Origin of the sequence: Paraburkholderia sp. RL17-380-BIE-A (assembly GCF_046028085.1) — a bacterium.
Taxonomy (GTDB): Bacteria; Pseudomonadota; Gammaproteobacteria; order Burkholderiales; family Burkholderiaceae; genus Paraburkholderia.
In genome coordinates this window covers 1-22,842 of sequence record NZ_JARESQ010000017.1, presented here as the reverse complement: position 1 = coordinate 22,842, position 22,842 = coordinate 1, and the positions used below count along the sequence as shown (strand labels likewise).

General features: G+C 62.8%; 24 protein-coding genes. 15 read left to right on the top strand and 9 right to left on the bottom strand.

The window, feature by feature from the left end; translation table 11 throughout:
- Positions 1 to 4: 4 nt before the first annotated feature.
- The 5 genes from P0D68_RS25940 to P0D68_RS25920 all read right to left on the bottom strand — a co-directional run bounded on the left by P0D68_RS25940 (position 5) and on the right by P0D68_RS25920 (position 2,625).
- Positions 5 to 1,090, bottom strand: a complete 1,086-nt coding sequence (locus P0D68_RS25940) for a lysylphosphatidylglycerol synthase transmembrane domain-containing protein (protein WP_408185919.1) — start codon at positions 1,088 to 1,090, stop codon at positions 5 to 7.
- A gap of 59 nt (positions 1,091 to 1,149) precedes the next feature.
- A complete protein-coding gene (locus P0D68_RS25935) occupies positions 1,150 to 1,674 on the bottom strand; it encodes a universal stress protein (RefSeq protein WP_408300942.1) in 525 nt (174 codons plus the stop codon).
- A gap of 256 nt (positions 1,675 to 1,930) precedes the next feature.
- Positions 1,931 to 2,104, bottom strand: a complete 174-nt coding sequence (locus tag P0D68_RS25930; protein WP_408185917.1) for a hypothetical protein — start codon at positions 2,102 to 2,104, stop codon at positions 1,931 to 1,933.
- Positions 2,105 to 2,234: 130 nt separating this feature from the next.
- Entirely contained in the window at positions 2,235 to 2,468 is a 234-nt protein-coding gene (locus tag P0D68_RS25925) for a hypothetical protein (RefSeq protein WP_408300938.1), read from the bottom strand.
- Entirely contained in the window at positions 2,383 to 2,625 is a 243-nt protein-coding gene (locus P0D68_RS25920) for a hypothetical protein (protein WP_408301101.1), read from the bottom strand. Before P0D68_RS25920 ends, P0D68_RS25925 begins: the two co-directional genes overlap by 86 nt.
- Positions 2,626 to 3,140: 515 nt before the next feature.
- Here P0D68_RS25920 and P0D68_RS25915 point away from each other — a divergent pair.
- A complete protein-coding gene (locus P0D68_RS25915) occupies positions 3,141 to 3,980 on the top strand; it encodes a sensor histidine kinase (RefSeq protein ID WP_408300936.1) in 840 nt (279 codons plus the stop codon).
- Between the two features lie 362 nt (positions 3,981 to 4,342).
- Positions 4,343 to 5,062 (top strand): Crp/Fnr family transcriptional regulator, encoded by a 720-nt coding sequence (locus tag P0D68_RS25910; protein WP_091796578.1) that lies wholly within the window; start codon positions 4,343 to 4,345, stop codon positions 5,060 to 5,062.
- A 156-nt stretch (positions 5,063 to 5,218) separates the two neighbouring features.
- Here the strand turns inward: P0D68_RS25910 and P0D68_RS25905 are convergent, their stop codons facing one another.
- Complete coding sequence (locus tag P0D68_RS25905; RefSeq protein ID WP_408300934.1) at positions 5,219 to 6,721, bottom strand: carbohydrate porin; 1,503 nt, start codon at positions 6,719 to 6,721, stop codon at positions 5,219 to 5,221.
- Positions 6,722 to 8,049: 1,328 nt separating this feature from the next.
- Between P0D68_RS25905 and P0D68_RS25900 the strand changes: the two genes are divergently transcribed.
- Both P0D68_RS25900 and P0D68_RS25895 read left to right on the top strand, forming a co-directional pair.
- On the top strand, positions 8,050 to 8,190 hold the full coding sequence (locus P0D68_RS25900; RefSeq protein ID WP_177205019.1) for a hypothetical protein: 141 nt from the start codon (positions 8,050 to 8,052) through the stop codon (positions 8,188 to 8,190).
- 117 nt (positions 8,191 to 8,307) lie between these two features.
- Positions 8,308 to 9,966, top strand: coding sequence for an NRAMP family divalent metal transporter (locus tag P0D68_RS25895; protein WP_408301099.1), 1,659 nt, complete (start codon positions 8,308 to 8,310; stop codon positions 9,964 to 9,966).
- A gap of 113 nt (positions 9,967 to 10,079) precedes the next feature.
- Here the strand turns inward: P0D68_RS25895 and P0D68_RS25890 are convergent, their stop codons facing one another.
- Complete coding sequence (locus tag P0D68_RS25890) at positions 10,080 to 10,388, bottom strand: DUF4148 domain-containing protein (RefSeq protein WP_408300932.1); 309 nt, start codon at positions 10,386 to 10,388, stop codon at positions 10,080 to 10,082.
- Between the two features lie 438 nt (positions 10,389 to 10,826).
- On the opposite strand from P0D68_RS25890, the gene groES reads away from it, so the two are divergent.
- Both groES and groL read left to right on the top strand, forming a co-directional pair.
- Positions 10,827 to 11,117, top strand: a complete 291-nt coding sequence (gene groES, locus P0D68_RS25885; RefSeq protein ID WP_007178996.1) for a co-chaperone GroES — start codon at positions 10,827 to 10,829, stop codon at positions 11,115 to 11,117.
- Between the two features lie 54 nt (positions 11,118 to 11,171).
- Positions 11,172 to 12,812: a chaperonin GroEL gene (gene groL, locus P0D68_RS25880; protein WP_091796573.1), complete on the top strand. Its 1,641-nt coding sequence runs from the start codon at positions 11,172 to 11,174 to the stop codon at positions 12,810 to 12,812.
- A gap of 173 nt (positions 12,813 to 12,985) precedes the next feature.
- Here groL and P0D68_RS25875 read toward each other — a convergent pair whose 3' ends face one another.
- Entirely contained in the window at positions 12,986 to 13,846 is an 861-nt protein-coding gene (locus tag P0D68_RS25875; protein ID WP_408185912.1) for a hydroxymethylpyrimidine/phosphomethylpyrimidine kinase, read from the bottom strand.
- A gap of 290 nt (positions 13,847 to 14,136) precedes the next feature.
- On the opposite strand from P0D68_RS25875, the gene P0D68_RS25870 reads away from it, so the two are divergent.
- The 8 genes from P0D68_RS25870 (at position 14,137) to P0D68_RS25835 (ending at position 21,347) form a co-directional block, all read left to right on the top strand.
- Positions 14,137 to 14,307, top strand: a complete 171-nt coding sequence (locus P0D68_RS25870; protein WP_006047743.1) for a rubredoxin — start codon at positions 14,137 to 14,139, stop codon at positions 14,305 to 14,307.
- A 269-nt stretch (positions 14,308 to 14,576) separates the two neighbouring features.
- The gene (locus tag P0D68_RS25865; protein ID WP_408185911.1) at positions 14,577 to 15,989 is read left to right on the top strand and encodes a FimL-related protein; all 1,413 of its coding nucleotides are present in this window, start codon (positions 14,577 to 14,579) and stop codon (positions 15,987 to 15,989) included.
- Positions 15,990 to 16,241: 252 nt separating this feature from the next.
- The gene (locus P0D68_RS25860; RefSeq protein ID WP_007178990.1) at positions 16,242 to 16,820 is read left to right on the top strand and encodes a YqgE/AlgH family protein; all 579 of its coding nucleotides are present in this window, start codon (positions 16,242 to 16,244) and stop codon (positions 16,818 to 16,820) included.
- Positions 16,817 to 17,257: a Holliday junction resolvase RuvX gene (gene ruvX / locus P0D68_RS25855; protein ID WP_408185910.1), complete on the top strand. Its 441-nt coding sequence runs from the start codon at positions 16,817 to 16,819 to the stop codon at positions 17,255 to 17,257. The genes P0D68_RS25860 and ruvX overlap by 4 nt, the downstream gene beginning before the upstream one ends.
- The gene (pyrR, locus tag P0D68_RS25850) at positions 17,244 to 17,798 is read left to right on the top strand and encodes a bifunctional pyr operon transcriptional regulator/uracil phosphoribosyltransferase PyrR (RefSeq protein WP_408300929.1); all 555 of its coding nucleotides are present in this window, start codon (positions 17,244 to 17,246) and stop codon (positions 17,796 to 17,798) included. Before ruvX ends, pyrR begins: the two co-directional genes overlap by 14 nt.
- Before the next feature lie 196 nt (positions 17,799 to 17,994).
- Entirely contained in the window at positions 17,995 to 19,020 is a 1,026-nt protein-coding gene (locus tag P0D68_RS25845; protein ID WP_012431924.1) for an aspartate carbamoyltransferase catalytic subunit, read from the top strand.
- 124 nt (positions 19,021 to 19,144) lie between these two features.
- Positions 19,145 to 20,425, top strand: a complete 1,281-nt coding sequence (locus tag P0D68_RS25840) for a dihydroorotase (RefSeq protein ID WP_408185908.1) — start codon at positions 19,145 to 19,147, stop codon at positions 20,423 to 20,425.
- 61 nt (positions 20,426 to 20,486) lie between these two features.
- The gene (locus P0D68_RS25835; protein ID WP_408300927.1) at positions 20,487 to 21,347 is read left to right on the top strand and encodes a lysophospholipid acyltransferase family protein; all 861 of its coding nucleotides are present in this window, start codon (positions 20,487 to 20,489) and stop codon (positions 21,345 to 21,347) included.
- Positions 21,348 to 21,501: 154 nt separating this feature from the next.
- Here the strand turns inward: P0D68_RS25835 and P0D68_RS25830 are convergent, their stop codons facing one another.
- Positions 21,502 to 22,380: a symmetrical bis(5'-nucleosyl)-tetraphosphatase gene (locus P0D68_RS25830; protein WP_408301097.1), complete on the bottom strand. Its 879-nt coding sequence runs from the start codon at positions 22,378 to 22,380 to the stop codon at positions 21,502 to 21,504.
- A gap of 204 nt (positions 22,381 to 22,584) precedes the next feature.
- Between P0D68_RS25830 and P0D68_RS25825 the strand changes: the two genes are divergently transcribed.
- On the top strand, positions 22,585 to 22,842 hold a 258-nt coding region (locus P0D68_RS25825; protein WP_408468767.1), incomplete at its 3' end, for an NAD-dependent epimerase/dehydratase family protein.

The window sequence follows — 22,842 nt, the reverse complement described above, 5'->3', positions numbered from 1 at the left end:
CCGCCTACTGAAGCCGGATCTCCCGGCGCGCCAGCCAGATGCCGGGCAGCATCGGCAGCCAGAAGGTCAGGGCGCGCAACAGAAGCGTGGCGGCGAGCGCCGCTTCCACCGACACGCCGAGCAAACTCAGCATGCCCACGGAGGTGGCTTCGAAAGTGCCGAGGCCGACCGGAATCGGACCGATGGTGGCCACCATCGACGCGATGATGAAGCTGACGAATACGACCCAGAACGGCGGCACTTCGCCGATCGCATGGAACGCGAGCCAGAGCGTCAACGCATCGAATACGAAGATGGCCAGTTGCAGCCCGACGGTTCGCAGTAGCAGGCGAGGGTTGTGCAGCAGCAGCGTGGGCGCGTCGGTCAACTGCCGAAGCAGGGTGGTGACACCCAGCCATTTGCTGAGCCATGCGATCGGCGCGCGTTGCCCCCATTGTTTGAGTCCCAGCACGGCAGCCGGTACCGCCACCGTGATCACGACGAAGATCGCCACCCCTGCGATCAGTGCCATGTTCAGCCGATGCTGCAGCCACAGCATGCTTGCGCTGGCAAGCACGACGAGCAGGTAGGCGATGTCGTAAGACACCATGCCGACCAGCATGGCGGCCATCGCGATTCCGGCTGGGACATGCCGGCCGCTGAGACCGCGCACCACCAGCATCGTGCCGCTGATGCCGCCGCTAGGCAGCACCTGATCGGTGAATACCTTGGCGATGCCCAGTGGAGTCAGGGTGCGTAGAGACAGCGGATGTCCGGCTTCGCGCAATGCCTCGCGCCACACGAACGCCGCGCTGACATAGGTGCCGCACTGAACCGCAAGCGCGACCAGCATCCAGCCGGGGCGAGCAGAGCGGATCAGTTCGGCCATCTTCTGTAGTGAGCCGAGGTGCAGCACCACCAGAACGACCGCGATACAGCCCGTCACCCCGACGATCCAGAACATGACGGAGCGCAGCCGCGATGTTTTGCCGAGCAAGCCGGGAGCGATGCGCACGAGGCCGGTCTCGACGCCGGGCTTCGCCGTGGGCGGCAGCTCGCCGCTTTCCGGCATGAGCGGGGCGCTGGCGGCGCGGTGCTGCGGAGTACTCATGGGTCGAGACGCCATAGAGGGCCGTGCGGTCCTGGCTTGTCGCAGTGACCGCGCCGCGGTTAGCGGCGCAATTCGTACATCGCCGCGGCGACGTCGGCGTGTCCGTGTCTGGCGGTCGGCGCGACGGTGGTTTGCGCTTGCCGGCTCGGCACCAGCAACACTGGCAGGTGCGCACCGCGCACGACGCGTTCGGCCACGCTGCCCAGAACCATGCGCTTGAATCCCCGCCGCCCGTGCGTGCCTAGCACCAGCAGGTCCGCATTGAATTCGTCGGCCGAGATGCGGATCCGTTCCGCGATGTCTTCGCCGATCGGTGCGACGTCGACGATCCTTGGCTCGCCGGCCACGTTCTCATGCTTCATCCGCGCCAGAGCGTCCGCGAGCAACCGCTGGCCTTCCTGCATGCAGGCGTCGCGCAAGATGGTCGGATCGTAGCCGGACGCGTCGTATGGCATCAATGGGTTGTCGATCACATAGAGCGGCTGCAACTGTGCGCCATTGTCGTGAGCGAGTTGCAGCGCGCTGGCGAATGCATGTTCGGACGTCTCGCTGCCGTCGATCGCTACCAGAATGCGTTGATACATGTCGGCCTCCAGGAATTGGCCAGGATGGCGAGCCCCGCCGTGGGATTGGATTGTCTGCGCTCAAAGCGCCGCAGCGTGAACCTTGCCATCGACGATGACGCATTTCTTCCGACAGTTTATTCCGCTGGCCCCGGTCTGAACATCGGCAGCGTAACAGCCGGTCGGAACCCGTCAGAAGTTTGATGTCGATCAGCTTTTGCACGGGCGCATCGGGCGCTGCATCGTGCACGCCGAGGTCCGAAAGTGCGGCGGCGCGCTACTTCAGATTGTTGAGCTCGGCACGCGCTAGCGTCTCGACGGATTCCCATGCGAGATCTTCACGTTCGAAGACCGTGTCGAGTTCGATGCGCTCGCCGCCCTTCGATGCGCCCTTCGGAACGATACGTACACTTGCCACCCAGCCATCGGCTATATGATCCTTGACGCTCATGTACGCGTCGTGTGTCGTGCTTGAAATGATTCTTTCTGCCATAGCGCCGTCCGTCTGATTGAACGATAGCCATACTGGTTGTCGTCCGTGCTGGTTGAGGCTTGCGGGTCACCGATAAGCGTCGGCGCTGCTACATGCCGAATTTATGCTCCGCAATGTATTTGTCGCCATAGGCAAGTGCGGCCGCATAGCCTTCCTCGCTCGTCGAAAAAATGCCGACCTCGTAGTGCTTATCCGCTGAAGGAAGCGTGCCTTCCACCGCATGCCGAAGGAGAAATTTAAATGTGCCGTCCTGCAGTTCCAGGCATTCGGGAGTGAATGTGTGGATGCGCGCTTGATATAACTTCTGAATGTTTTGCCTCATGACCTGCTCCTGCCTTTGGTGCTTTTAAAGCTTTTCGCTTCCAATCGATCCGGTGCTTTCCGGATTCGACGAGAGCCGCGGTCCGCGTGGCGCCCCAGTCCGTTGGAAGTTGTTTGGCTTTGCCGCCAGACCACCTATTGCGGGTCTGCACGACCAGATAGCGAATCGCCCCGTCGGCGTCGTCGTAGATGACATCCGATACGTGACCGACGCTGCGTTCGCGGTTTCACGCACGCCCCTCGAACCACCACGCTACGCGTCCGCACGCAGAAATGCGGTACGACAACGTACAGACGGCTGTCTATGTTCGAACGCACAATCCATGTTGATCGTCACAGACACAGCCGTGCAGTCGGACAGGCATACTCCCGCCGACTGATGGGGATTACCAGGTGTCTTTCACTTTTGGGGCTCGACCGGATTCCATGTCAATCGGTCGCTCTTGCCGATCTGAACGCCACCGTACAGACTTACCGAACCGCATTTGCGATGCTGTTCTTTCAACCTGCCCACCGCCCGCGGATTCCTGAATCGTGTCAGGCGAGGCAGGCACTAGCGAACCGCGCGGTGCCGGTGCCTTGCAAGCAGCCCTGCTGCTTTCCCTGAACACTCGGCCGATACGCATCTCGCTTTGCTCTTCGTTGCCCAATGGGCCGCGAAATGGGGATCAACATGTCAGCACATCTGGCGTCCACCGAATTCTCTTCGGTTGGTTCTGCATTGAACTGTCTGGTCGTGACCGACGCGATGATGAAGCCAGCTTGCCGTGCTTCCGCGGGTGGCTTCCTGACGGGTGCGTATGCGACGGAGCAACCTGTCGAAGCGCCACCATTGAGCAATGAGATTCTGGCGATGGTGGCGCACGAGTTGCGCGGTCCGTTGACGCCGCTGCGGATGGCCAGCGAGTTGATCCGCAGCGCCTCGGCCGAACGTCCGGAGATACTCCGGCTGATCGATATGATCGATCGGCAGGTCAATGGAATCGCGCGGCTCGCGCAGGATTTGATGGATGCAACCCGCGTCGATCGGGGCGCGCTCCGGCTCAACAAAGTCGATCTGGAGATTGCCACCCTGCTCGCTGACAGTTGCGAGATTACGGCCGCCGCCGCCACGGCAAAGAATCAGGCTTTTAGCGTGTCGATTCCAGACCGGACCTTGCGCGTTGAGGGTGACCCCGTGCGTTTGACGCAGGCCGTCAGCAACCTCTTGCATAACGCGGTGAAATACACGCCGGCGCGCGGCAATATACGCATGACCGTGCTTGCCGAGGGCAACAATGTTGTCATCAAAATCAAGGACGATGGGGCGGGGATCTCGCCCGTCCTGCTGCCGCACATTTTCGAGTTGTTCGCGCAATCCAGCAGAACGATCGCCTTCAGCGCGGGCGGCCTCGGCATTGGCCTCGCGGTTGTGAACGCGATTGCTCAAGCTCACGGCGGGGCGGTTTCGGCAGCGAGCGCAGGTCCGGGGCAAGGCAGTGAGTTCACGCTCAAGCTGCCGATCGTCGCGTAGTCACGTCTGGCAGCAGGTCTTTTTATGTCAGCGTATAAGTGAAGCGCGCGATCGCTTTTCAGCCTGTGAACTGAGGTTGACAGGCGAACGGGGGCGTCATTCTCGAAGTTCGTGCAATGCGCGTCCACGGTTGCGCCGTCATGCGGTGTCACGCCAGGGCGCGAATCCGCGCCGTCATCTCGACGCGACTTATAATCCATTACATATGGGCCAGACTTCGGGCGCGTGAAGCTTGCCGCCCGTTTTCGTGCTTCGGCACTGTCCGTCAAGGCGTTGGAGCATTCCTCCTTCTATCGATATTTACCGTCAGGAAATCGTCGGCGAAAGCGGCGCGGTTCCGGGCGAGCTGCGGAGAGTGCGAAATGGCCCAAGGTCATCAAGAAAACGAAAATCATCTGCTGGCCGTGCTGCCTGACCTCGAGTGGGAGCGACTGGCGCCGCATCTGGTGCTCGTGGATATGCCGCTTGGCAACGTCGTCTACGAATCGGGCGATCGGCTTAATTACGTTTATTTTCCGACCACCTGTATCGTGTCGCTGCTGTATGTGATGGAGGACGGTGCATCCGCCGAAATCGCGATCGTCGGCAATGAAGGGCTCATCGGCATCGCGCTTTTCATGGGCGGCGAGACCACACCCAGCCGGGCAGTCGTACAAAGCGCAGGCAAGGCTTATCGCCTCGACGCCCAGATACTGAAAGAAGAATTTCATCGCGCCGGCCCTGTGCAGCGCCTCCTGCTGCGCTATACGCAGGCGTTGATCACGCAGATGGCGCAGACGGCAGTCTGTAATCGACACCACTCGATCGATCAGCAGTTGTGCAGGTGGCTTCTGCTCAGCATTGACCGCCTCTCTTCAAACGAACTGAAGATGACGCAGGAACTGATCGCCAATATGCTGGGCGTGCGCCGATCCGGCGTCACCGAGGCCGCGCTGAAATTGCAGGACGCGGGGTTGATTCGCTACAGCCATGGTCATATCGAGGTGCTGGACAGGCCGGGACTCGAAAAACGTGTGTGCGAATGCTACGGCGTGGTGAGGCGCGAATTCGACCGGCTGCTGCCCGCTTTGAAAGCGTTATGAGGAACGCGGTCATTCGTTTTCAGATTGCCAAGGGATTTCCCTGGCGACGGCCGCGCTCCGGCCTGGCCAGGTCGTCGTGCACGTGCTTTTGGGGTGTCATCCTTCTGGACCCTCGCGAGTGTTTCGTACAACGCGGAAGGTCCCAATTGCAGCGGGTCAGAACACGATAGTGGCGCGCACGCCCACGACCGCTTCATTGCCGACCCGCTCCGAAGGTTTCTCCGGATTCGGGATGCCACCCGCCGGACGGAACGCGTATTGGAAGTCGGCCTGCATCTGCCACCACGGTGTGACCTGAAACTGGTAGGTCGCCTCAATGATGGTCTCGGCGCTGCGCGACGGATAACCCGGCGTGGTCAGAGAGGCCGTGTCGCTGGCAAGGCCCTGCGCGTGTGAGCCGATTTTCGCGTAGCCCACCGCCAACCCAACCATGTCGTTGTCGCGTCCTTTGAACGGCGCCTTCAATGTCACGCCGGCGTTCACGCCAAGGTCAACCAGGTTACGGTCACCCGGCGCGCCCATGATTCTGGCAAACACGCCGACGGATTGCGGACTGTCCGCGCTCGGGCGCCAGATCATCTGGTCGGCAACGGCGTAGAAACTGTAGTTGCCCCGGTGAGGCTGCGGGACACCCGTGGTCGCCGGGCTCGCAAGCGACACACCAGTGTTGTCGAGGCGCTGGTCGGCGAATTGTCCGGTGTTGTACCAGAAGCCCAGCTTGTAGGTGCCGGGGAGGCCGGCAGATTTCCGGTCAGAAGAATCAGACGGTGCCGGGTTGAGCGCGTACTGCACTTCACCAATGAACAGCGCGCCGTTATGCAGGTTGAAGTTCGTGCCGTGACTGTTCTGTTTCTGCGGGTCGCCGACATCACTGCCCGCGGGATTACCGTCGAACACGCCGGCCAACACTGTCCACGAGTCGGACGGTTTGGCGCGTACCCGCAAACCCAGTGACGAAAGCGGGTAAGCCGGGCCACCCGCCGGCATGTCGACCGAGGGGAGCACGGGCCATCCGAATGTCGCGTTCATGAACGGCGTCGCGAACTGGCTCACCATGAATTCCTGGTCGAGACTTTGCTGACCGACTTTGACATCCACCTTGCCGCCGGATAGCGATTGCTGATACCAGAGTTCCCACAGGCGGGTCGTCGCATCGGCTTCGATGCCGCTCGCACTCTGCAGCGTCAGCAAATTGCGCTGGGTGAGGTTGGTGCCATGAATCTGCAGTGCCGAAACGTTGAACGTCCCACCCGGCAGCCCGAACGCCCTTTGCGTATCCACCACGACAGCAAGTTGCGTCAGCCCGTCGTAGGCGCCACCGCGTTTGACGCCTCCGGAGAGGTTACTCAAGTACTCGCTGGTTTCTTGCAGACTTAAGGTCACACCGTGGTCGCCGAGCCAGGGCCGCAAGCCACCCATGTCACCGAAAAGTGCCGCACGGTCCCAGAAACCGGTCGGCGCCGGCGGGGTCTGTTCCGCTTGAATCGCGTCCGTTGCGAGCGGCGAAGACGACGGCGCGGACTCGGCCGGCGTCGTAACAGGCGAGGCTTCGCCGCTCGCCTGCGCTAGCGCGGGCTGCACAATGCCCAGAGAGAGCAGGCAGGTCAAGCTGAGGGGCGCGCCGCACATCAGCAATGTGGTCTTGAGGGTTTTCTTCATAACAAGTGGAGTCGAGATTGTCAGGCGGATCAATCCGCTTATTTGATCGATATGACGCACGATGTGAACCAGGGCCGTGACCGGCCCTGGTTCAGGAGAACCACCAGCTCAGCCGTAACGAGCGCCCAAGTTCATTGCCGACAGAGGAAGTGCACAACATCGCGACCAACGCGAAAGCAGCGACCGTGACGGCGACAATCGCGTACCCGATAGGCGTTAGCGGGTTACCTGTATAGGTGCCCGAAGCGCGGAACGTACGGCTATTTTTTCGGCCCGGCATGCCGCTGCCGAAAAACGTAACGAATGATTTGATGAACATAAGCGCACCCCCCGTCCTGCCCGGCCAAGCCGGGCGACGTGTGACGACGTGACTGCGTCTCGCAAGCGGACTTGCGATAAGCGGCCAAACAAAGGGAGCGTGCTACTGACAGACCGGCGCAAAACCAGTCAGTAAATGAAGCGCGCTAACCCGACAAAAGCGAGTTAGCGGCGAAGGAGTGATCCTGCGGCGGCTATCTCGCGGTGACTTCGCCGGCCCGCGCCGGCATCGTACTTTCACTACTAGAGCATATGTCCACGCGGGACTCCTTTTGATGAGACGGGCGGATTGTATTCGGCACGCGTGGCAAACCGCAAGTAAAAAAACCGTAACGAAAAGCGCACTCCGAATCTGCCGCCAATACAGCGGGCAAACGGTTCTGCTTCACATCCGCAGAAGCAGGCATTTTCTTTCGTATGCCTGTCGTTCCTGTCATTCGGAAAGGCTGAGTGGTGCGGGGAAATTATATTGGTGGTGCTTAGCAAATCATGTTGACTTTGGATTAAGGCGCCGCCTAAAATTCGCGCATCTTCACAAACGGGGCTAATGCCTTGGACACCTGCAGTAGTCGACCTTCGAATAGTTTCGCTGCCTGACCGGCAGGACGTCCGCGCTCTCTTTTCCCAGCCGCCGTCTTGCCTTCAGGCAGACGGTGCGCGCCGTAGTATCCCTCTCCCGTGCACCTTGATTAGCGCCATGTGGACGCAGCGTTTGTGCGCGTCTACATGGCACCGCGCCGCGAGCGTTGGCTCGTGGCAGCGTTCGTTCGTGCCTGTTCGATTCAGGCGAGAACCAACGCGTGGATAAGCACGCGTGTCGCAAGCACGCGTACCAGAACGCCGATAAGGAGCCGCCATGCCGGACAGTGACAGTTATCCCTTATGCCACTCACCTTTACCTTTGCCTGAGGAAAGCGAGTAGACGTTCGTCAATGCGCGCATAGTGCGCCCGACCTCCATGTCCGCTGGCTTTCCGAGAACCGCGTTGAGCCAACGCCTGGAGAAATATCATGAACTTCGGCCTCCTTCTGTCGAAACTGCCGCACGTTGAAGAGTCGCGCGTCCACTACGACGCCATGCTGGCGCTGCATGCCAATGAACCGCACAGGTTCGCTGCATTCTGGCAACGCCTCAAAGCTCTCGTTTCGTAAGCCACTGCGCTATTTCTGCCATACCCACGCGGCTCCGTCGTTCGACGGTGCACGCCCAGACGTATGGCCGAGGCGCGCAATTTCCTTTTAATAATCAGAATGGGGAAAGAAAACAAAATGGCCACTCCAGCTAACGTTTCACCGCCACGCAGCGCCGTGCTTGACTCTGCGCACATTGGCGACATCAAGGGTGCGTTGGGCACCATCGCCCACCACGACACTGCGCCGCGCACCAACTGGTGGGCACGCTTGCGTACGCTGCTTGCCATTCTCGGCCCCGGCCTTATCGTGATGGTCGGCGATAACGACGCCGGCGCCTTTGGTACGTACACCCAGGCCGGACAGAACTATGGGACCACCTTGCTGTGGACCATGCTGCTGCTGGTGCCAGTCCTCTTCGTCAACCAGGAGATGGTGCTGCGACTCGGCGCCGTCACTGGTGTCGGCCACGCGCGCCTCATCTTCGAACGATTCGGTAAATTCTGGGGCGCGTTCAGCGTTGTCGACCTCTTCATCCTGAACGCGCTCACTATCGTGACCGAGTTCATCGGGATCACCTTCGTGCTCGAATTCTTCGGCGTCTCCAAGGTTCTGGGCGTCTGCATTGCTGCGGCGCTGACCATGGCTGCTGTCAGCACAGGCAATTTCAGGCGCTTCGAACGCTTCGCCCTGGTGCTGTGCCTGCTGAGTCTCTTGCTGGTGCCCGTGCTGGTGTCGGTTCACCCGCCGGTTGCCCAGATGACGCGAGACTTCCTGATTCCCAACTGGCCTGCCCACTCGAAACTGAGCGACACGATGCTCCTCGTCATCGGCATTGTCGGTACTACCGTCGCGCCGTGGCAGCTGTTTTTCCAGCAAAGCTACATAGTCGACAAACGCATCACGCCGCGTTTCATGAAGTACGAAAAAGCAGACCTGTGGATTGGCATTGTGTTCGTGCTGATCGGTGCGGTGGCGATGATTTCGTTCTGTGCCGCGCTGTTTGCCGGGAAGCCCGAGTTTGGCAATTTCACGGACGCGGGTGGCGTCATCGCCGGCCTGGACAAATACGTGGGGCGCACGGCGGCCGTCATCTTCGCCGTGGCGCTGCTCGATGCCTGCATCATCGGCGCGGCGGCGGTATCGCTATCGACCGCATATGCCATCGGCGACGTGTTCAAGATTCGCCACTCGCTTCACCGCGGCGTGACGGACGCGAAGGGCTTCTACCTGGTGTACTTTGCCATTGTCATGCTGGCTGCGGCGCTCGTTCTGATTCCCGGAAGCCCGCTCGGACTCCTGACTGAAGCCGTGCAAACGCTTGCTGGCGTGTTGCTCCCCAGTGCGACGGTGTTCCTGCTGCTTCTGTGTAACGACAAGGCCGTGCTGGGTCCGTGGGTCAATTCGAGGAAGCTGAACCTGTTCACGGGCGCCGTCATCTGGGTTCTGGTGATGCTGTCGATCATCCTCACCGCTTCTGTCATGTACCCAGATATCTCCGGCCAGATCATCCTTGAGGTGCTTGGTGGGGGCACGCTGCTTGCGATCGCGGGCTATGCCGGCACGACCGGGTTTCGCAAGCTTCGCCAGGAGTCGGCGGATGGCGAAACTCACGGCGACGTGTCGGGCGATCCGAAGGAGTCGCGTGACACGTGGCGCATGCCACCGTTGAACGAGTTGCCGGCGCCGCGGCTGACGTTGTCCAGCCGCATCTGGATGGGTGTGCTGCGCGGCTATCTCATTGTCGCTGTCTGCCTGGTCATCGCTAAAGTCGTGCAGATGACCCTGCTGCGGTGAGCGAACCACTTCGCGTCGGCGAACGTCCGTTAAGCGTCCTGAACGGCAGACTTTTCGCTTCGCGAGGTCGGTCAAAGCGCGTCGGGTGAACTAAAGCTCAAATGAACTGGCCGTCAAGCGGGCGGGGCCTGCTGGCATTCCGCCTGGAACCAGCTATCGACCTGGCGCTGTGCCGCTTGTAGATCCTCCGGGTAGTGCGGGTCGAACCACGGTGACGGGTCGTAGCCTGCTTTCCTGAGAGCAGCCAGTTCGCTGCGGTTTCGCTCCGCGGTCGGAGGGGCGTTGTTCTTGAGCGCGGCCAGGTCGCGGCACTGCGATGTGCTCAGATGCGCTTCGCTTTGCGGGCTGCTGCCCGCCGCGCAGCCAGCGAGCAACAAAGCCAGCGCGGAAAGGGGCAGCCACTTTTCCAGTAGGTTTTCCATGTTGCGTCTCCTTCCATTCAATCGTCACAATGCTGCGGCGTCGAACGGCTGAAGCGACTGCCGTGTCGGCGGGGAGCTTTGCGTACGACCTGGTTAGGGCTTTCCCTGGGGAAGCCGCCGTAACGCGCGGTCGAATGCAGTTATTCAGGGCATTGCGTTGCACTGCTCACGCGATACGGGTGATAACGATTCGTTCCTAAGTCTCTGTTTTAGCGGAAAATCGCCGGTCGAGGCGCGGTCCGGATGTGCATTGGGAATGCACGCTCAGCGAACAGCGTTCAAAGTTAACTGAATCTCCGCACCCTCCCTTCTTGAATTTGTCACCACCCGTCCATATAATTAGCACTCGCTGCACGAGAGTGCTAACAACATCGCCGGTTGGCTCAGCCAGCCGGGTTTTCTCAGCGTTCTTCAGTCTCAATCAAGAGAGGAGTATGTATGAACCTTCGTCCTTTGCATGATCGCGTGATCGTCAAACGTCTGGATCAAGAAACCAAGACTGCGTCGGGCATCGTGATCCCCGAAGCCGCAGCGGAAAAGCCGGATCAAGGCGAAATCCTGGCAGTCGGCCCGGGCAAGCGTGACGATAAGGGTGCCCAGATCGCACTCGACGTGAAGGTTGGTGACCGCGTTCTGTTCGGCAAGTACGCAGGCCAGACCGTCAAGGTCGACGGCAACGAACTGCTCGTGATGCGCGAAGAAGACATCATGGCCGTGGTGCAGAAGTAAGCGCAAGCCGCTACTTTTCCCGGTCATATCCCAAAGAATTCAAGGAGTTAGAAGATGGCAGCTAAAGACGTCGTATTCGGTGATTCCGCCCGTGCCAAGATGGTTGAAGGCGTGAACATCCTCGCGAACGCTGTGAAGGTCACGCTGGGCCCGAAGGGTCGCAACGTTGTGCTGGAACGCAGCTTCGGCGGCCCGACGGTCACCAAGGACGGTGTGTCGGTCGCGAAAGAGATCGAACTGAAAGACAAGCTCCAGAACATGGGCGCGCAAATGGTCAAGGAAGTGGCTTCCAAGACCAGCGACAACGCAGGTGACGGCACCACGACCGCAACGGTCCTGGCTCAGTCGATCGTCCGCGAAGGCATGAAGTACGTTGCATCGGGCATGAACCCGATGGACCTGAAGCGCGGTATCGACAAGGCTGTGACGGCCGCAATCGAAGAGCTGCGCAAGATCAGCAAGCCGTGCACGACCAACAAGGAAATCGCACAAGTTGGCGCGATTTCGGCAAACAGCGACTCGTCGATCGGCGATCGTATCGCTGAAGCGATGGACAAGGTCGGCAAGGAAGGCGTGATCACCGTCGAAGACGGCAAGTCGCTGCAAGACGAGCTGGACGTTGTCGAAGGCATGCAATTCGACCGCGGCTACCTGTCGCCGTACTTCATCAACAACCCGGACAAGCAAGTCGCCGTGTTGGAGAACCCGTTCGTGCTGCTGCACGACAAGAAGGTGTCGAACATCCGTGATCTGCTGCCGGTCCTGGAACAAGTCGCTAAGGCTGGCCGTCCGCTGCTGATCATCGCAGAAGACGTCGAAGGCGAAGCACTGGCAACGCTGGTTGTGAACAACATCCGCGGCATCCTGAAGACGGTTGCTGTCAAGGCTCCGGGCTTCGGCGATCGTCGTAAGGCCATGCTGGAAGACATCGCGATCCTGACCGGCGGTCAAGTCATCGCTGAAGAAACCGGCCTGACGCTCGAAAAGGCAACGCTGGCTGAACTGGGCCAGGCGAAGCGTATCGAAGTGGGCAAGGAAAACACCACGATCATCGACGGCGCTGGCGAAGCTGCGAACATCGAAGCACGTGTGAAGCAAGTTCGCACGCAAATCGAAGAAGCAACGTCGGACTACGACCGTGAAAAGCTGCAAGAGCGCGTTGCCAAGCTGGCAGGCGGTGTTGCAGTGATCAAGGTCGGCGCTGCGACCGAAGTCGAAATGAAGGAAAAGAAGGCACGTGTCGAAGACGCACTGCACGCAACGCGCGCAGCTGTGGAAGAAGGCATCGTGGCAGGTGGCGGCGTCGCGCTGATCCGCGCACGTACGGCTATCGCTGGCCTGAAGGGCGCTAACGCCGATCAGGACGCAGGTATCAAGATCGTGCTGCGCGCGATGGAAGAGCCGCTGCGTCAGATCGTCACGAACGGTGGCGAAGAAGCCAGCGTCGTGGTGGCAGCAGTTGCTGCTGGCCAAGGCAACTACGGCTACAACGCAGCAACCGGCGAGTACGTCGACCTGGTCGACGCCGGTGTTGTCGACCCGACGAAGGTGACGCGCACGGCGCTGCAAAACGCAGCTTCGGTCGCAGGTCTCCTGCTGACGACCGACGCAGCTGTTTGCGAACTGCCGAAGGAAGATGCACCGATGGCTGGCGGCATGCCCGGCGGCATGGGCGGCATGGGCATGGACATGTAATTCCGGATCGGGCCTCGTTTCGGGGCCCGGTTGGGAGCACATGGGGAAGCGCGCCGCGAGGCGTGCTTCCCAAAAGAAAAAACCCGCAGACAATGCGGGTTTTTTTATGGGCGCTCGCCGTAGACTCAGGCGCCCGGATTACTGAACGCGGCCGGCGAGCCGCGTGCTGGCGCTCAATGCCGCGCTTCGCCCGGCGCCGCGTCCTTGCCCGCCGCGGGCGGCGTATCGTCGTCGCTGCTGCGGGCCCAGAAGAAACGGTCCGGCATATACGCGCCCATGCCCGGCCGGAACGCGTTGCGCACGGCCTGGTACAAATACTCCTGCGCCTCGCGCACGGCTTCAGCAGGCTCCTGGCCGTTCGCCAGCAACGCGGCAATCGCCGAGCCCAACGTATCCGTCAGCCCCATGATCCGGTGGCTGCCACGGTCCCACATGTCCTGACGCAACTGGCCGTCTTCGCTGAAAAGCGTGTTGACGTGGCGGTGCGTGCCGGTCTCCGTCGACAGAATATATTCGCAGCCTTGCGAGAGCAGATGCGAGATGGCGGCGTCGAGGCTTGGCGCCTCCGCGTCGCCGTCCGGCTGGGCGAGCGCGAGCAGCGTGGCCGCGTCGGCGACCAGCAAGGTGGTTTGCGGCGCCAGCAGATCGGCGATTGCTTCGCGCAGTTCGTCGGCGGAGAGGACGTGCTCGTCGTCGAGCGTGAAGTCGGGGGCGAGAATCAGCGGAATATCGTCGTAATCGGCGACGACTTCGGCAATCGCGCTCACCACTTCCGCGCGAGTGCAGGCCCCCACCTTGAACGCGGCGATTGGCATGTCTTCGAGCAGCATGCGGGCCTGGGTCGCGACCACTTCGGGGTCGAGCCCGGTGACTTCGTCGCAGCTCGCCGAGTCACGCACGGTGTAGCCCGTCAGCACGGAGACGCCGTGGCAGCCCATGCTGGCAAGGGTCATCAGGTCGGCTTGCAGGCCGGAGCCGCCGGTGGGATCGGAAAGGCCGAAGGTGAGGACGATCGGAGGCGTATCGCTGGGCATGAAGATTGACAAAAAAGAGCTGAATTTGGGCGCAGAGGGTGCGCAATCAGCTCAATTATGCGGCCTAAACCGTCGCCGGGGCGTTTTTTCGCATTCTGCGACGCATTGCGGCAAGCGGGCGGCGGCACGCGCGCGGCATCGCGCCGCAATCACCGTGGCGGCCGACGCAAACGGCATAGTCAAAGGCCGTCGCAGGCTACGATTGCGCGTTTCTGATTGCTAGGCATTGGGGCGGCAACACGGTACCATCATGGCTCCCGTTTCCACGGACTCTACGACGCGACACAAGAATGGAATATCAAAGCTGGATGTGCCTGATTTGCGGCTGGATTTACGACGAAGAAGCCGGTTTGCCGGACGAAGGCATTGCGCCGGGCACCCGCTGGGAAGACGTTCCCATTAACTGGACCTGTCCGGAGTGCGGTGCGCGCAAGGAAGACTTCGAGATGGTCCAGATCTGAAGTTCGGGGGCGGCCGGCATGTCGGCCTTGGGGGGCGCGCCGCGTGTCTGCGGCGCGGCGTTGGCAGGTGTTTCGCGGCCAGCGCGTCGCGCCGGATCGAACGCGCGAGGCGTGCTCTGAAGTGTGCCCCAATGCGTCGATACGGAACGTCCCTGGGCGCGCCGTGTCGCAACGTTAGTCTGTCATTGTCCTGTCGCCGGTTCGCGCGTTAGCCGATCAGTCGGCGCGCGGCGCGAAGCGACGGCCCGTCAGCTTCGTGTCGCCTGCCCATGACCCTTCGATCCGCTGCACCCGTTTCCTTCGACGCTTTGCCGAATCCGCGCGGCGGCGCCGTCCGTCCCGCCGAACTCGCCCTGGCCGAGGCGCTGCTGGCGTTCGAACAGCACAGCGAGAGCACTTCGGCGCTGCTGCGTGCATCACATGCATTGCGTGGAGCCGGCTGGCTCAGCGCGCAGCGCTTCGCCGACGCGCTGGTGCGGCTTTCTCCCCTCGCGGAGGGCGACCCGTCCGACGCGGCAAGCGCGCGGCCCGTCTTCGGCGCGGCTTTACGCGAGTTCCGCGGCGCGCTGGAGCGTCACAATCTGCGCGAGCTGTCCTGTTCGCCCGTTCTGTTCAACCATTACCGGTCACTTTGCACGCACCTGTCCGAGCACACGCCCGGCACTACCGTCGCGTTCGAAGATCTTGCGTTGACCGCGCGGCCGGTGCCGCCCGTCTCGCTTCACGCGCAGTCCGCTGACCAACTGGCGCATCTGCGGGCACGCTATGAGCGCGCGCTCTTGCCGGTGCTGCGCTCGCAGGCGAATACCGGCAGTGCGGCGGCGCTTGCCGTCACCAACGCGGCGCTCGACGAACTGGACGCCGTTTTCAGCGAACTGGCCGGCCCGGATCCCTACGATTTCTGGCGCCTCGCCAAGGCCTGCGCCAAGGCCTTGCGGGTCAGCGGCCGGGCCGCGGCGGAAACCGACGCGCGGCGTTTCTACGCGCGTTGCAATCTCGCGCTGGCCGATCATGCGCGCGGGATCCAGCTTGCGCCACGCTCTCTCGTGCGCGCAACGCTCGCGCTGCTGTGGCGCGATTACGCCTTGTTTGGCGCCGCGGCGGAAGACGCCGATCAGGTCGAGGTGCTGCACGACTATGGCTTGACGGTGGACTGGCACGTCGCGGGCACCCAGGCGTCGGAAATGCTTTGGGAGGCGGGTGCGGTACAGGCGCAGGCGATCAGCGCGACCCGCAGCGCATTGACGCGCGAATTGGGCGTGCTGACCGTCAACGCGAACGCGTACGAAGATTTTTTGCAGACGGCGGACGCCTCGATCGCCGCGCTGACCGAGCATGCCCGTGCGGCCGACCAGCCGGAGAAGGCCGACCCCAGCGAAGCGCTGCAAGCCGGCGACGCCGCCTACCGTCTCGGCTCCGCCGCGTGCGCGCTGGGTCTCGGCCATGTCGCGCTGCTGGCCGACGCGCTGGGGCTCGCGTGGCGGCGTCGCGCGCATGCCGGTGTGTCGACGCCCGCGGTGCGCGCGCATGTGATCGTGGGCGCACCGGCGGCGAGTACGCTCGAGCAGGCCGCGGAGGCGCTGCGTGCCACGCTGCACAAAGTGGCGGCGGGTGTCGCACCGGCTGGCGGCAATGCCGCGCTGGCCGCGTTGACCCGTTCGATCGAACATGGCGGCGCATGAGCGGCCGCCGTCGCAGGTTCGGCGCGCTGGTCCGTTGGTAAGGCGCCCGCACCGGGCCGCCATGGCGCAACCCGGCGGCACGCAACAGCCGTGCCGCAAAACAGCGCGAAGCCGCACCGTGGCGAGCGCCCGCGTGCGTGATAGAGTGCAACTTGATTCGCCGTCGATGGCTCGCGGCACGCTCCATGGCACACATCGCGGTTCCACGCTCAAAGCCCGCCATCCTGCATCGTCTTTGCTAAAATCCGAACTATGTCCAAGAGTACCGATCGCATCAATCTGACCAACCAGTTCCTGATCGCCATGCCGAACATGGCGGATCCGACGTTTTCAGGAACGGTGGTCTACCTTTGCGATCACAGTGAGCGCGGCGCGCTCGGCCTCGTGATCAACCGGCCGACCGATATCGACCTGCAAGCGCTCTTCAGTCGCATCGATCTCAAGCTCGAGATCGAACCCCTTCTCCATGTACCCGTGTATTTCGGCGGCCCGGTGCAAACCGAGCGCGGCTTCGTGCTGCACGATCCGAAAGACGGCAATGCGTACACCTCGTCCATGTCGGTGCCGGGCGGTCTCGAGATGACCACGTCGAAAGACGTGCTCGAAGCCGTGGCGAGCGGCACGGGTCCCGAACGTTTCCTGCTCACGCTCGGCCATGCCGGCTGGGGGGCGGGGCAGCTCGAAGAAGAGATTTCGAAAAACGGCTGGCTGACGGTCGAAGCCGACCCGAAAATCGTCTTCGACGTGCCCGCCGAAGAGCGTCTCGAAGCCGCATTGGCGCTTCTCGGCATCAACCTGTCCATGCTCTCGGGCGAGGCGGGTCACGCATGAGTCTGCCGGCCGGACGTGAGGCGACGCTGCTTGCGTTCGACTACGGTGAAAAACGCATCGGCGTGGCGGTCGGCAATTCGCTGACGAAGAGCGCGCGGCCGCTCGTGATCGTGCAGAATCGCAGCCGCGAATACCGGTTCGAAGCGGTTGGCAAACTGATCGCCGAATGGAAGCCGGACGCCTTGATTGTCGGCTTGCCGATGCATCCGGACGGCACGCCGCACGAAATGACGCAACTCGCGAAGCGCTTCGGCAATCAGCTGAACGGCCGCTTCAATCTCCCGGTCACGTGGATCGACGAACGCTATTCGTCGGTCGAGGCGAAGGCGGAGATCCGCGCCGGCAACGGCCGCGCCGACATGCTCGACGCCGAAGCCGCGAGCATCATCCTCCAGCAATATCTAGACGGACTTTCCGACGATCATGAGTTCCATTGACGCCGAAGCGCTTTATCGCGCGTTGCTCGACCAGATTCGCGCGGTGTACGGCGACAGGCTCGGCGCCGCACAGGACGGCACTGAAGGCGCCGTGCTGGCCGGCATCTATAGCGGCGGCGCGTGGCTTGCGCAACGGCTCGCGAGCGACCTGAACCTGCCGAGCTTCGGCGTGGTGAACGTTGCGCTGCATCGCGACGATTACGCAAAGAAGGGCCTGCATTCGCAGGCAAGCCCGACCTCGCTGCCGTTTTCGGTCGACGGCCGCCATATCGTGCTGGTCGACGACGTGCTGTACACCGGCCGCACGATTCGCGCGGCGCTCAACGAGCTGTACGACTACGGCCGCCCGGCGTCGGTCGAACTGGCGGTGCTCGCCGATCGTGGCGGGCGCGAATTGCCGGTGGCGGCGCGCTTTGTCGGCGGCGTGGTGAACGTTCCCGCCGACGCCACGCTCGTGCTGGCCCGCACGGACGGCGGCGAAGCAGGCGGCGCGCCTCATTCGCAAGGTTTTACTTTTCACACAGAAGCACGCGTCGATTGAATGCGGCGCGAGGTGCGCGAGCCGCGCATCGAAGCCGTGGCCATTGGCGCATCGCATCGAGCCATCACACGCCACGCAAACTGGATTTTTCGAGTCGGTCGCCGCAGCCTCGCGCGCAAAGATCGGTTCGGGATCGTCACACGCAGTCAGCATCGACACCGATCACGTTGAAGCCCGTATTTGAAGCAGGTAAATCATGAACACCGCCACCCAGGCTCCCAAGGATTCCGCCGATAGCGCCACCGAGCGCTTCCGTTATGGCTTCCTGAAGGGCAACCCGCAGCTCACGAAAAACGGCGAGCTCAAACATCTGTTGTCGATCGAGGGCTTGCCGAAGGCGATCGTCAATCACATTCTCGATACCGCCGACCAGTTCGTCAGCGTGACCGATCGCGAAGTGAAGAAGGTGCCGCTATTGCGCGGCAAGTCGGTGTTCAACCTGTTCTTCGAGAACTCGACGCGCACCCGCACCACCTTCGAGATCGCGGCGACGCGTTTGTCCGCCGACGTGCTGAATCTGAACATCAACGCGTCGTCGACCAGCAAGGGCGAGTCGCTGCTCGACACGATCAACAACCTCTCGGCAATGCACGCCGACATGTTTGTCGTGCGCCACGCGTCGAGCGGCGCGCCGTATCTGATCGCCCAGCATTGCGCGCCGCACGTGCACGTGATCAATGCCGGCGACGGCCGTCATGCGCACCCCACGCAGGGGCTGCTCGACATGTACACGATCCGCCACTACAAGAAGGATTTCACGAAGCTGCGCGTGGCGATCGTCGGCGACATTCTGCATTCGCGGGTCGCGCGTTCGGACATTCACGCGCTGACCACGCTCGGCGTGCCGGAAGTGCGCGCAATCGGTCCGCGCACGCTGCTGCCGGGCGGCCTCGAACAGATGGGCGTGCGCGTGTTTCACAACCTCGACGAAGGCCTGAAGGACGTCGACGTGATCATCATGCTGCGTCTGCAGAACGAGCGCATGAGCGGCGCATTGCTGCCGTCGGCGCAGGAGTACTTCAAGAGTTGGGGCTTGACGCCCGAGCGTCTCGCGCTCGCCGCGCCCGACGCGATCGTGATGCATCCGGGCCCGATGAATCGCGGCGTCGAAATCGATTCGCAAGTGGCCGACGGCCCGCAATCGGTGATTCTGAACCAGGTGACCTTCGGCATCGCGGTGCGCATGGCGGTGATGGGGATCGTCGCGGGCAATCACGACTAATTCCGAAAGACGCGGTGCGCCGTCACGCATGGGCGTCACGGCGCGGCGTCCCGAAAGCACAGTGCGGACACGCGGCATATCACGCGGAACGTAGCTGAACGTTAGGCTGAACATAAGGCAGCGCATGAAGATTCATATTCAAGGCGGCACGCTGATCGATCCGGCAGCGGGCACCGAACAGCAGCAGGACATTTTTATCGCAGCGGGCAAGATCGTCGCCATCGGCAACGCGCCCGCGGACTTCAACGCGGCGAAGACGATCGACGCCCGCGGCCTCTGTGTCGTGCCGGGGCTGGTCGATCTGTCCGCGCGTTTGCGCGAACCAGGCTACGAACACAAGGCGACGCTCGAATCCGAAATGGCCGCGGCGCTCGCCGGCGGCGTGACGAGCCTCGTCTGTCCGCCGGACACCGATCCGACGCTCGATGAACCGGGCCTCGTCGAGATGCTCAAGTTCCGGGCGCGCAATCTGAACCAGGCGCACGTCTATCCGCTCGGCGCGCTCACGGTCGGCCTGAAGGGCCAGGTGATCACCGAGATGGTCGAGCTGACGGAGGCGGGCTGCATCGGCTTTTCGCAGGCGGACGTGCCGGTGGTCGATACGCAGGTGCTGATGCGCGCGCTGCAATACGCGAAGACCTACGGCTACACCGTGTGGCTGCGTCCGGTGGACGCGTATCTCGGCAAGGGCGGCGTGGCCGCGAGCGGCGCGCTGGCGTCGCGATTGGGGCTGTCGGGCGTGCCGGTGTCGGCGGAAACCATCGCTCTGCACACCATCTTCGAGCTGGTGCGTGTGACGGGCGCGCGGGTGCATCTGTCGCACGTCTCGTCGGCGGCGGGGATTGCGCTGATGCGTGCCGCGAAGGCGGAGGGCTTGCCGGTCTCGTGCGATGTCACCGTGAATCACGTGCATCTGATCGACCTCGATATCGGTTACTTCGACGCGCAGTTCCGGCTCGATCCGCCGCTGCGCCAACAGCGCGATCGCGAAGCGATCCGCGCGGGTCTGGTCGACGGCACGATCGACGCGATCTGCTCCGACCACACGCCGGTCGACGACGACGAAAAGCTGCTGCCGTTCGCCGAAGCGACGCCCGGGGCGACCGGCCTGGAGCTGTTCCTGTCGCTGACGGTGAAGTGGGCCGACGAAGCGGGCGTGCCGCTCGCCAAGGCGCTGAATCGCATCACCACGGCGCCGGCCGACGTGCTCAAGCTGGAAGCGGCGGGGCGTATCGCCGTGGGCGGCGTGGCCGATCTCTGCGTGTTCGATCGCAACGCGCATTGGCGCGTCGAGCCGCGTGCGTTGAAGAGCCAGGGGCACAACACGCCGTTCCTCGGCTACGAGTTGCCGGCGCGCGTGCGTGCGACCATCGTGTCCGGTCACGTCGCATTCGAACAGCGCTAATGTCCGCAGCATCGGGCCGTTCAGCGGCCCCCTCATTGGCACGTTAAGGAACGCCCCGACCATGAAGCTCGCGTTACGCAAGGCCCGCCTCGTCGCTCATCTGCTGCACGGCATGTGGATCGTGGCGACGCGCTTTCCCAAAGCCGGCGCCGACGTGCGGCACGCGCTCAATCGCGAATGGTCGCTGAAGATGTTGCGCCTGTGCGGCATGCGGCTCGTCGTGCATAACGACAGCGCGCGGCTCGACCGCGGCGCGCTGGTGGTCGCCAACCACATTTCGTGGATCGACATTTACGTGATCAACGCGTGGCGTCCCACGCCGTTTGTCTCGAAGGCCGAAATCCGGCAATGGCCGGTGGTCGGCTGGCTCGCGCAGCAGCTGGACACGGTGTTCATTCAGCGCGAGAAGCGTAGCGACGCGAAGCGGATCATGCACGAACTGTCCGACCGTCTCGGTGCAGGCGAATTGATGTGCGTGTTTCCCGAGGGCACCACGTCCAATGGACTCGCGGTGCTGCCGTTTCACGCGAACATGTTTCAGGCGGCCGTGTCGGCGTCCGTGCCGGTGCAGCCGCTGTGCATCATGTATGAGGACGCGCAGGGCCGGCAGTCCACCGCGCCGGCCTATATCGACGATCTGTCGCTCGCCGATTCGTTGAATCTGCTGCTGCGTGGCGGACCACTGACCGCGCATGTCTACGTGGGCGCGCCGCTCGCGCCGGGGGCGGACCGTCGCACGCTGGCGGCGGAGGCGGAAGGCGTGATTGCGCAGGCGTTGCGGCAGATGCAAAGCGGCGCCGCGCTGAGCGGTGCGGTGATCGTGGAGCGGGCCGCCACACCCGCCTCCACGGTAACGTCGATCGAAGTGGCCGATCAGGCGAATCAGGTTAGTGAGGTCGATCAATCAGGGCGTTCGGCCTAACGGCGTTGGGCCGGGTCGCTGCGCTTATGTGGCGCCCCTGGTTGGCGCGCTCGATTGCCGCTCCTGGTTGTCTTCCTCACTTGCCCGCGCGTAATTGTGGCGCTTAGTGGCTGCCCTTAGTGACCGCCCTTAGTGACCGCCCTTAGTGACTGCCTTAGTTGCCGCCGCCCGGCGCGCGACAGTTATCGCAATCGACCTGCGTCAGCGTGCGTTCCGCGGGATTCCGCGCGAGTCGCACGGCAGACAGTTTTTCACCCCACACGCAGCCTGAGTCGAGTCCAATCAGGTTGTCGCGCAAGGTCAAGCCGAGCGCGGCCCAATGACCGAACACGACCGTCACGTCGGCAGTCTCGCGCGACGGCACATCGAACCACGGCATGCAACCGGGCGGCGCCGCGTTCAGGCCGCCGCTGCTGCTGAAATCCATCGTGCCTTCGGCGTTGCAGAAGCGCAGTCGCGTCAACGCGCTGCACGTCAGGCGCAGGCGCTCGATGCCCTTCAGTCCCGGCTTCCACCGGTTCGGCTCATTGCCGTACAAACCGGCGAGCGTTTCCTTCCAGTCCGGCGCGCGCAGGGCGCGCTGCAATTCGTCGGCGAGTTCGAGCGTCATGGTCGCATCCCACTGCGGCAGAACGCCGGCATGGACCATCAGCATGCCGTTGTCGAAGTGGGCGAGCGGACGGTGCCGGACCCATTCGAGCAGGTCGGCGGCATCCGGCGCGGCGAGAATCTCGTCGATCGTGTCGCCTTTCTTCGACTTGCGAATCCCCGCGGACACCGACAGCAGGTGCAGATCGTGATTGCCCAGCACCGGCACCGCGCGCTCGCCCAGCGCGATCACGTCGCGCAGCGTGGCGAGCGACTCTGCGCCGCGGTTGATCAGGTCGCCCGCGAACCACAGCGGCGTGCCGGCCGGCGGCGCGGCCTTGGCGAGCAGTTGCTGGAACGGCGTGCGGCAACCTTGCAGATCCCCGAACGCGAGCGGGTCCGGGTGCTGGGCGGAGGAAGCGAAAGACGGAGTGGCGGGTGTCATCGAGGAAGTAGGTGCGGTTTGATACATGCTGTTACGCACGAGGCGTGCCGCGTTGGGCAGTGCAGCATGCTAGCGTGACATAATAGCCCGTTTGAAGTGCCCGTATCGCGTCAGGCGGCGCAAGACGCCGCCGGCAAGCGCCCCGGCGAACGGCGCGCGCGATATTGCAGCACAACACGATGACCCTCGTGAACGGAGAACAGCATGTCGTCTTTTCATGCGCAGCAACCCATCCGTACGCTCGTAACCGGCGCGAGCGGCTTCACTGGCCGCTATCTGGTCGATAACCTGCTCGGCCGAGGCCACACTGTGATCGAAACGGTCGCCGGGCGCAACGAGCCGGAAACGCCCACTCGCGTGAGGCTCGACATCACGTCGCCGGACGCCTGCCGGGGGGCGGGGGAAGTAGCCCCCCCCCCCCACAAAGGCCCACTGGGTGGAATAAGCGGGGGTGGGCCGAAA

Bases quoted from the DNA above. Each gene is read 5' to 3' on its own strand.
- P0D68_RS25935 (WP_408300942.1), bottom strand. From the start codon at position 1,674: ATGTATCAACGCATTCTGGTAGCGATCGACGGCAGCGAGACGTCCGAA.
- P0D68_RS25860 (WP_007178990.1), top strand. From the start codon at position 16,242: ATGTCCAAGAGTACCGATCGCATCAATCTGACCAACCAGTTCCTGATC.
- P0D68_RS25940 (WP_408185919.1), bottom strand. From the start codon at position 1,090: ATGAGTACTCCGCAGCACCGCGCCGCCAGCGCCCCGCTCATGCCGGAA.
- P0D68_RS25865 (WP_408185911.1), top strand. From the start codon at position 14,577: ATGACCCTTCGATCCGCTGCACCCGTTTCCTTCGACGCTTTGCCGAAT.
- P0D68_RS25930 (WP_408185917.1), bottom strand. From the start codon at position 2,104: ATGAGCGTCAAGGATCATATAGCCGATGGCTGGGTGGCAAGTGTACGT.
- P0D68_RS25925 (WP_408300938.1), bottom strand. From the start codon at position 2,468: ATGAGGCAAAACATTCAGAAGTTATATCAAGCGCGCATCCACACATTC.
- P0D68_RS25835 (WP_408300927.1), top strand. From the start codon at position 20,487: ATGAAGCTCGCGTTACGCAAGGCCCGCCTCGTCGCTCATCTGCTGCAC.
- P0D68_RS25845 (WP_012431924.1), top strand. From the start codon at position 17,995: ATGAACACCGCCACCCAGGCTCCCAAGGATTCCGCCGATAGCGCCACC.
- pyrR (WP_408300929.1), top strand. From the start codon at position 17,244: ATGAGTTCCATTGACGCCGAAGCGCTTTATCGCGCGTTGCTCGACCAG.
- P0D68_RS25900 (WP_177205019.1), top strand. From the start codon at position 8,050: ATGAACTTCGGCCTCCTTCTGTCGAAACTGCCGCACGTTGAAGAGTCG.
- P0D68_RS25875 (WP_408185912.1), bottom strand. From the start codon at position 13,846: ATGCCCAGCGATACGCCTCCGATCGTCCTCACCTTCGGCCTTTCCGAT.
- ruvX (WP_408185910.1), top strand. From the start codon at position 16,817: ATGAGTCTGCCGGCCGGACGTGAGGCGACGCTGCTTGCGTTCGACTAC.
- P0D68_RS25895 (WP_408301099.1), top strand. From the start codon at position 8,308: ATGGCCACTCCAGCTAACGTTTCACCGCCACGCAGCGCCGTGCTTGAC.
- P0D68_RS25890 (WP_408300932.1), bottom strand. From the start codon at position 10,388: ATGGAAAACCTACTGGAAAAGTGGCTGCCCCTTTCCGCGCTGGCTTTG.
- groL (WP_091796573.1), top strand. From the start codon at position 11,172: ATGGCAGCTAAAGACGTCGTATTCGGTGATTCCGCCCGTGCCAAGATG.
- groES (WP_007178996.1), top strand. From the start codon at position 10,827: ATGAACCTTCGTCCTTTGCATGATCGCGTGATCGTCAAACGTCTGGAT.
- P0D68_RS25830 (WP_408301097.1), bottom strand. From the start codon at position 22,380: ATGACACCCGCCACTCCGTCTTTCGCTTCCTCCGCCCAGCACCCGGAC.
- P0D68_RS25840 (WP_408185908.1), top strand. From the start codon at position 19,145: ATGAAGATTCATATTCAAGGCGGCACGCTGATCGATCCGGCAGCGGGC.
- P0D68_RS25915 (WP_408300936.1), top strand. From the start codon at position 3,141: ATGTCAGCACATCTGGCGTCCACCGAATTCTCTTCGGTTGGTTCTGCA.
- P0D68_RS25870 (WP_006047743.1), top strand. From the start codon at position 14,137: ATGGAATATCAAAGCTGGATGTGCCTGATTTGCGGCTGGATTTACGAC.
- P0D68_RS25905 (WP_408300934.1), bottom strand. From the start codon at position 6,721: ATGAAGAAAACCCTCAAGACCACATTGCTGATGTGCGGCGCGCCCCTC.
- P0D68_RS25910 (WP_091796578.1), top strand. From the start codon at position 4,343: ATGGCCCAAGGTCATCAAGAAAACGAAAATCATCTGCTGGCCGTGCTG.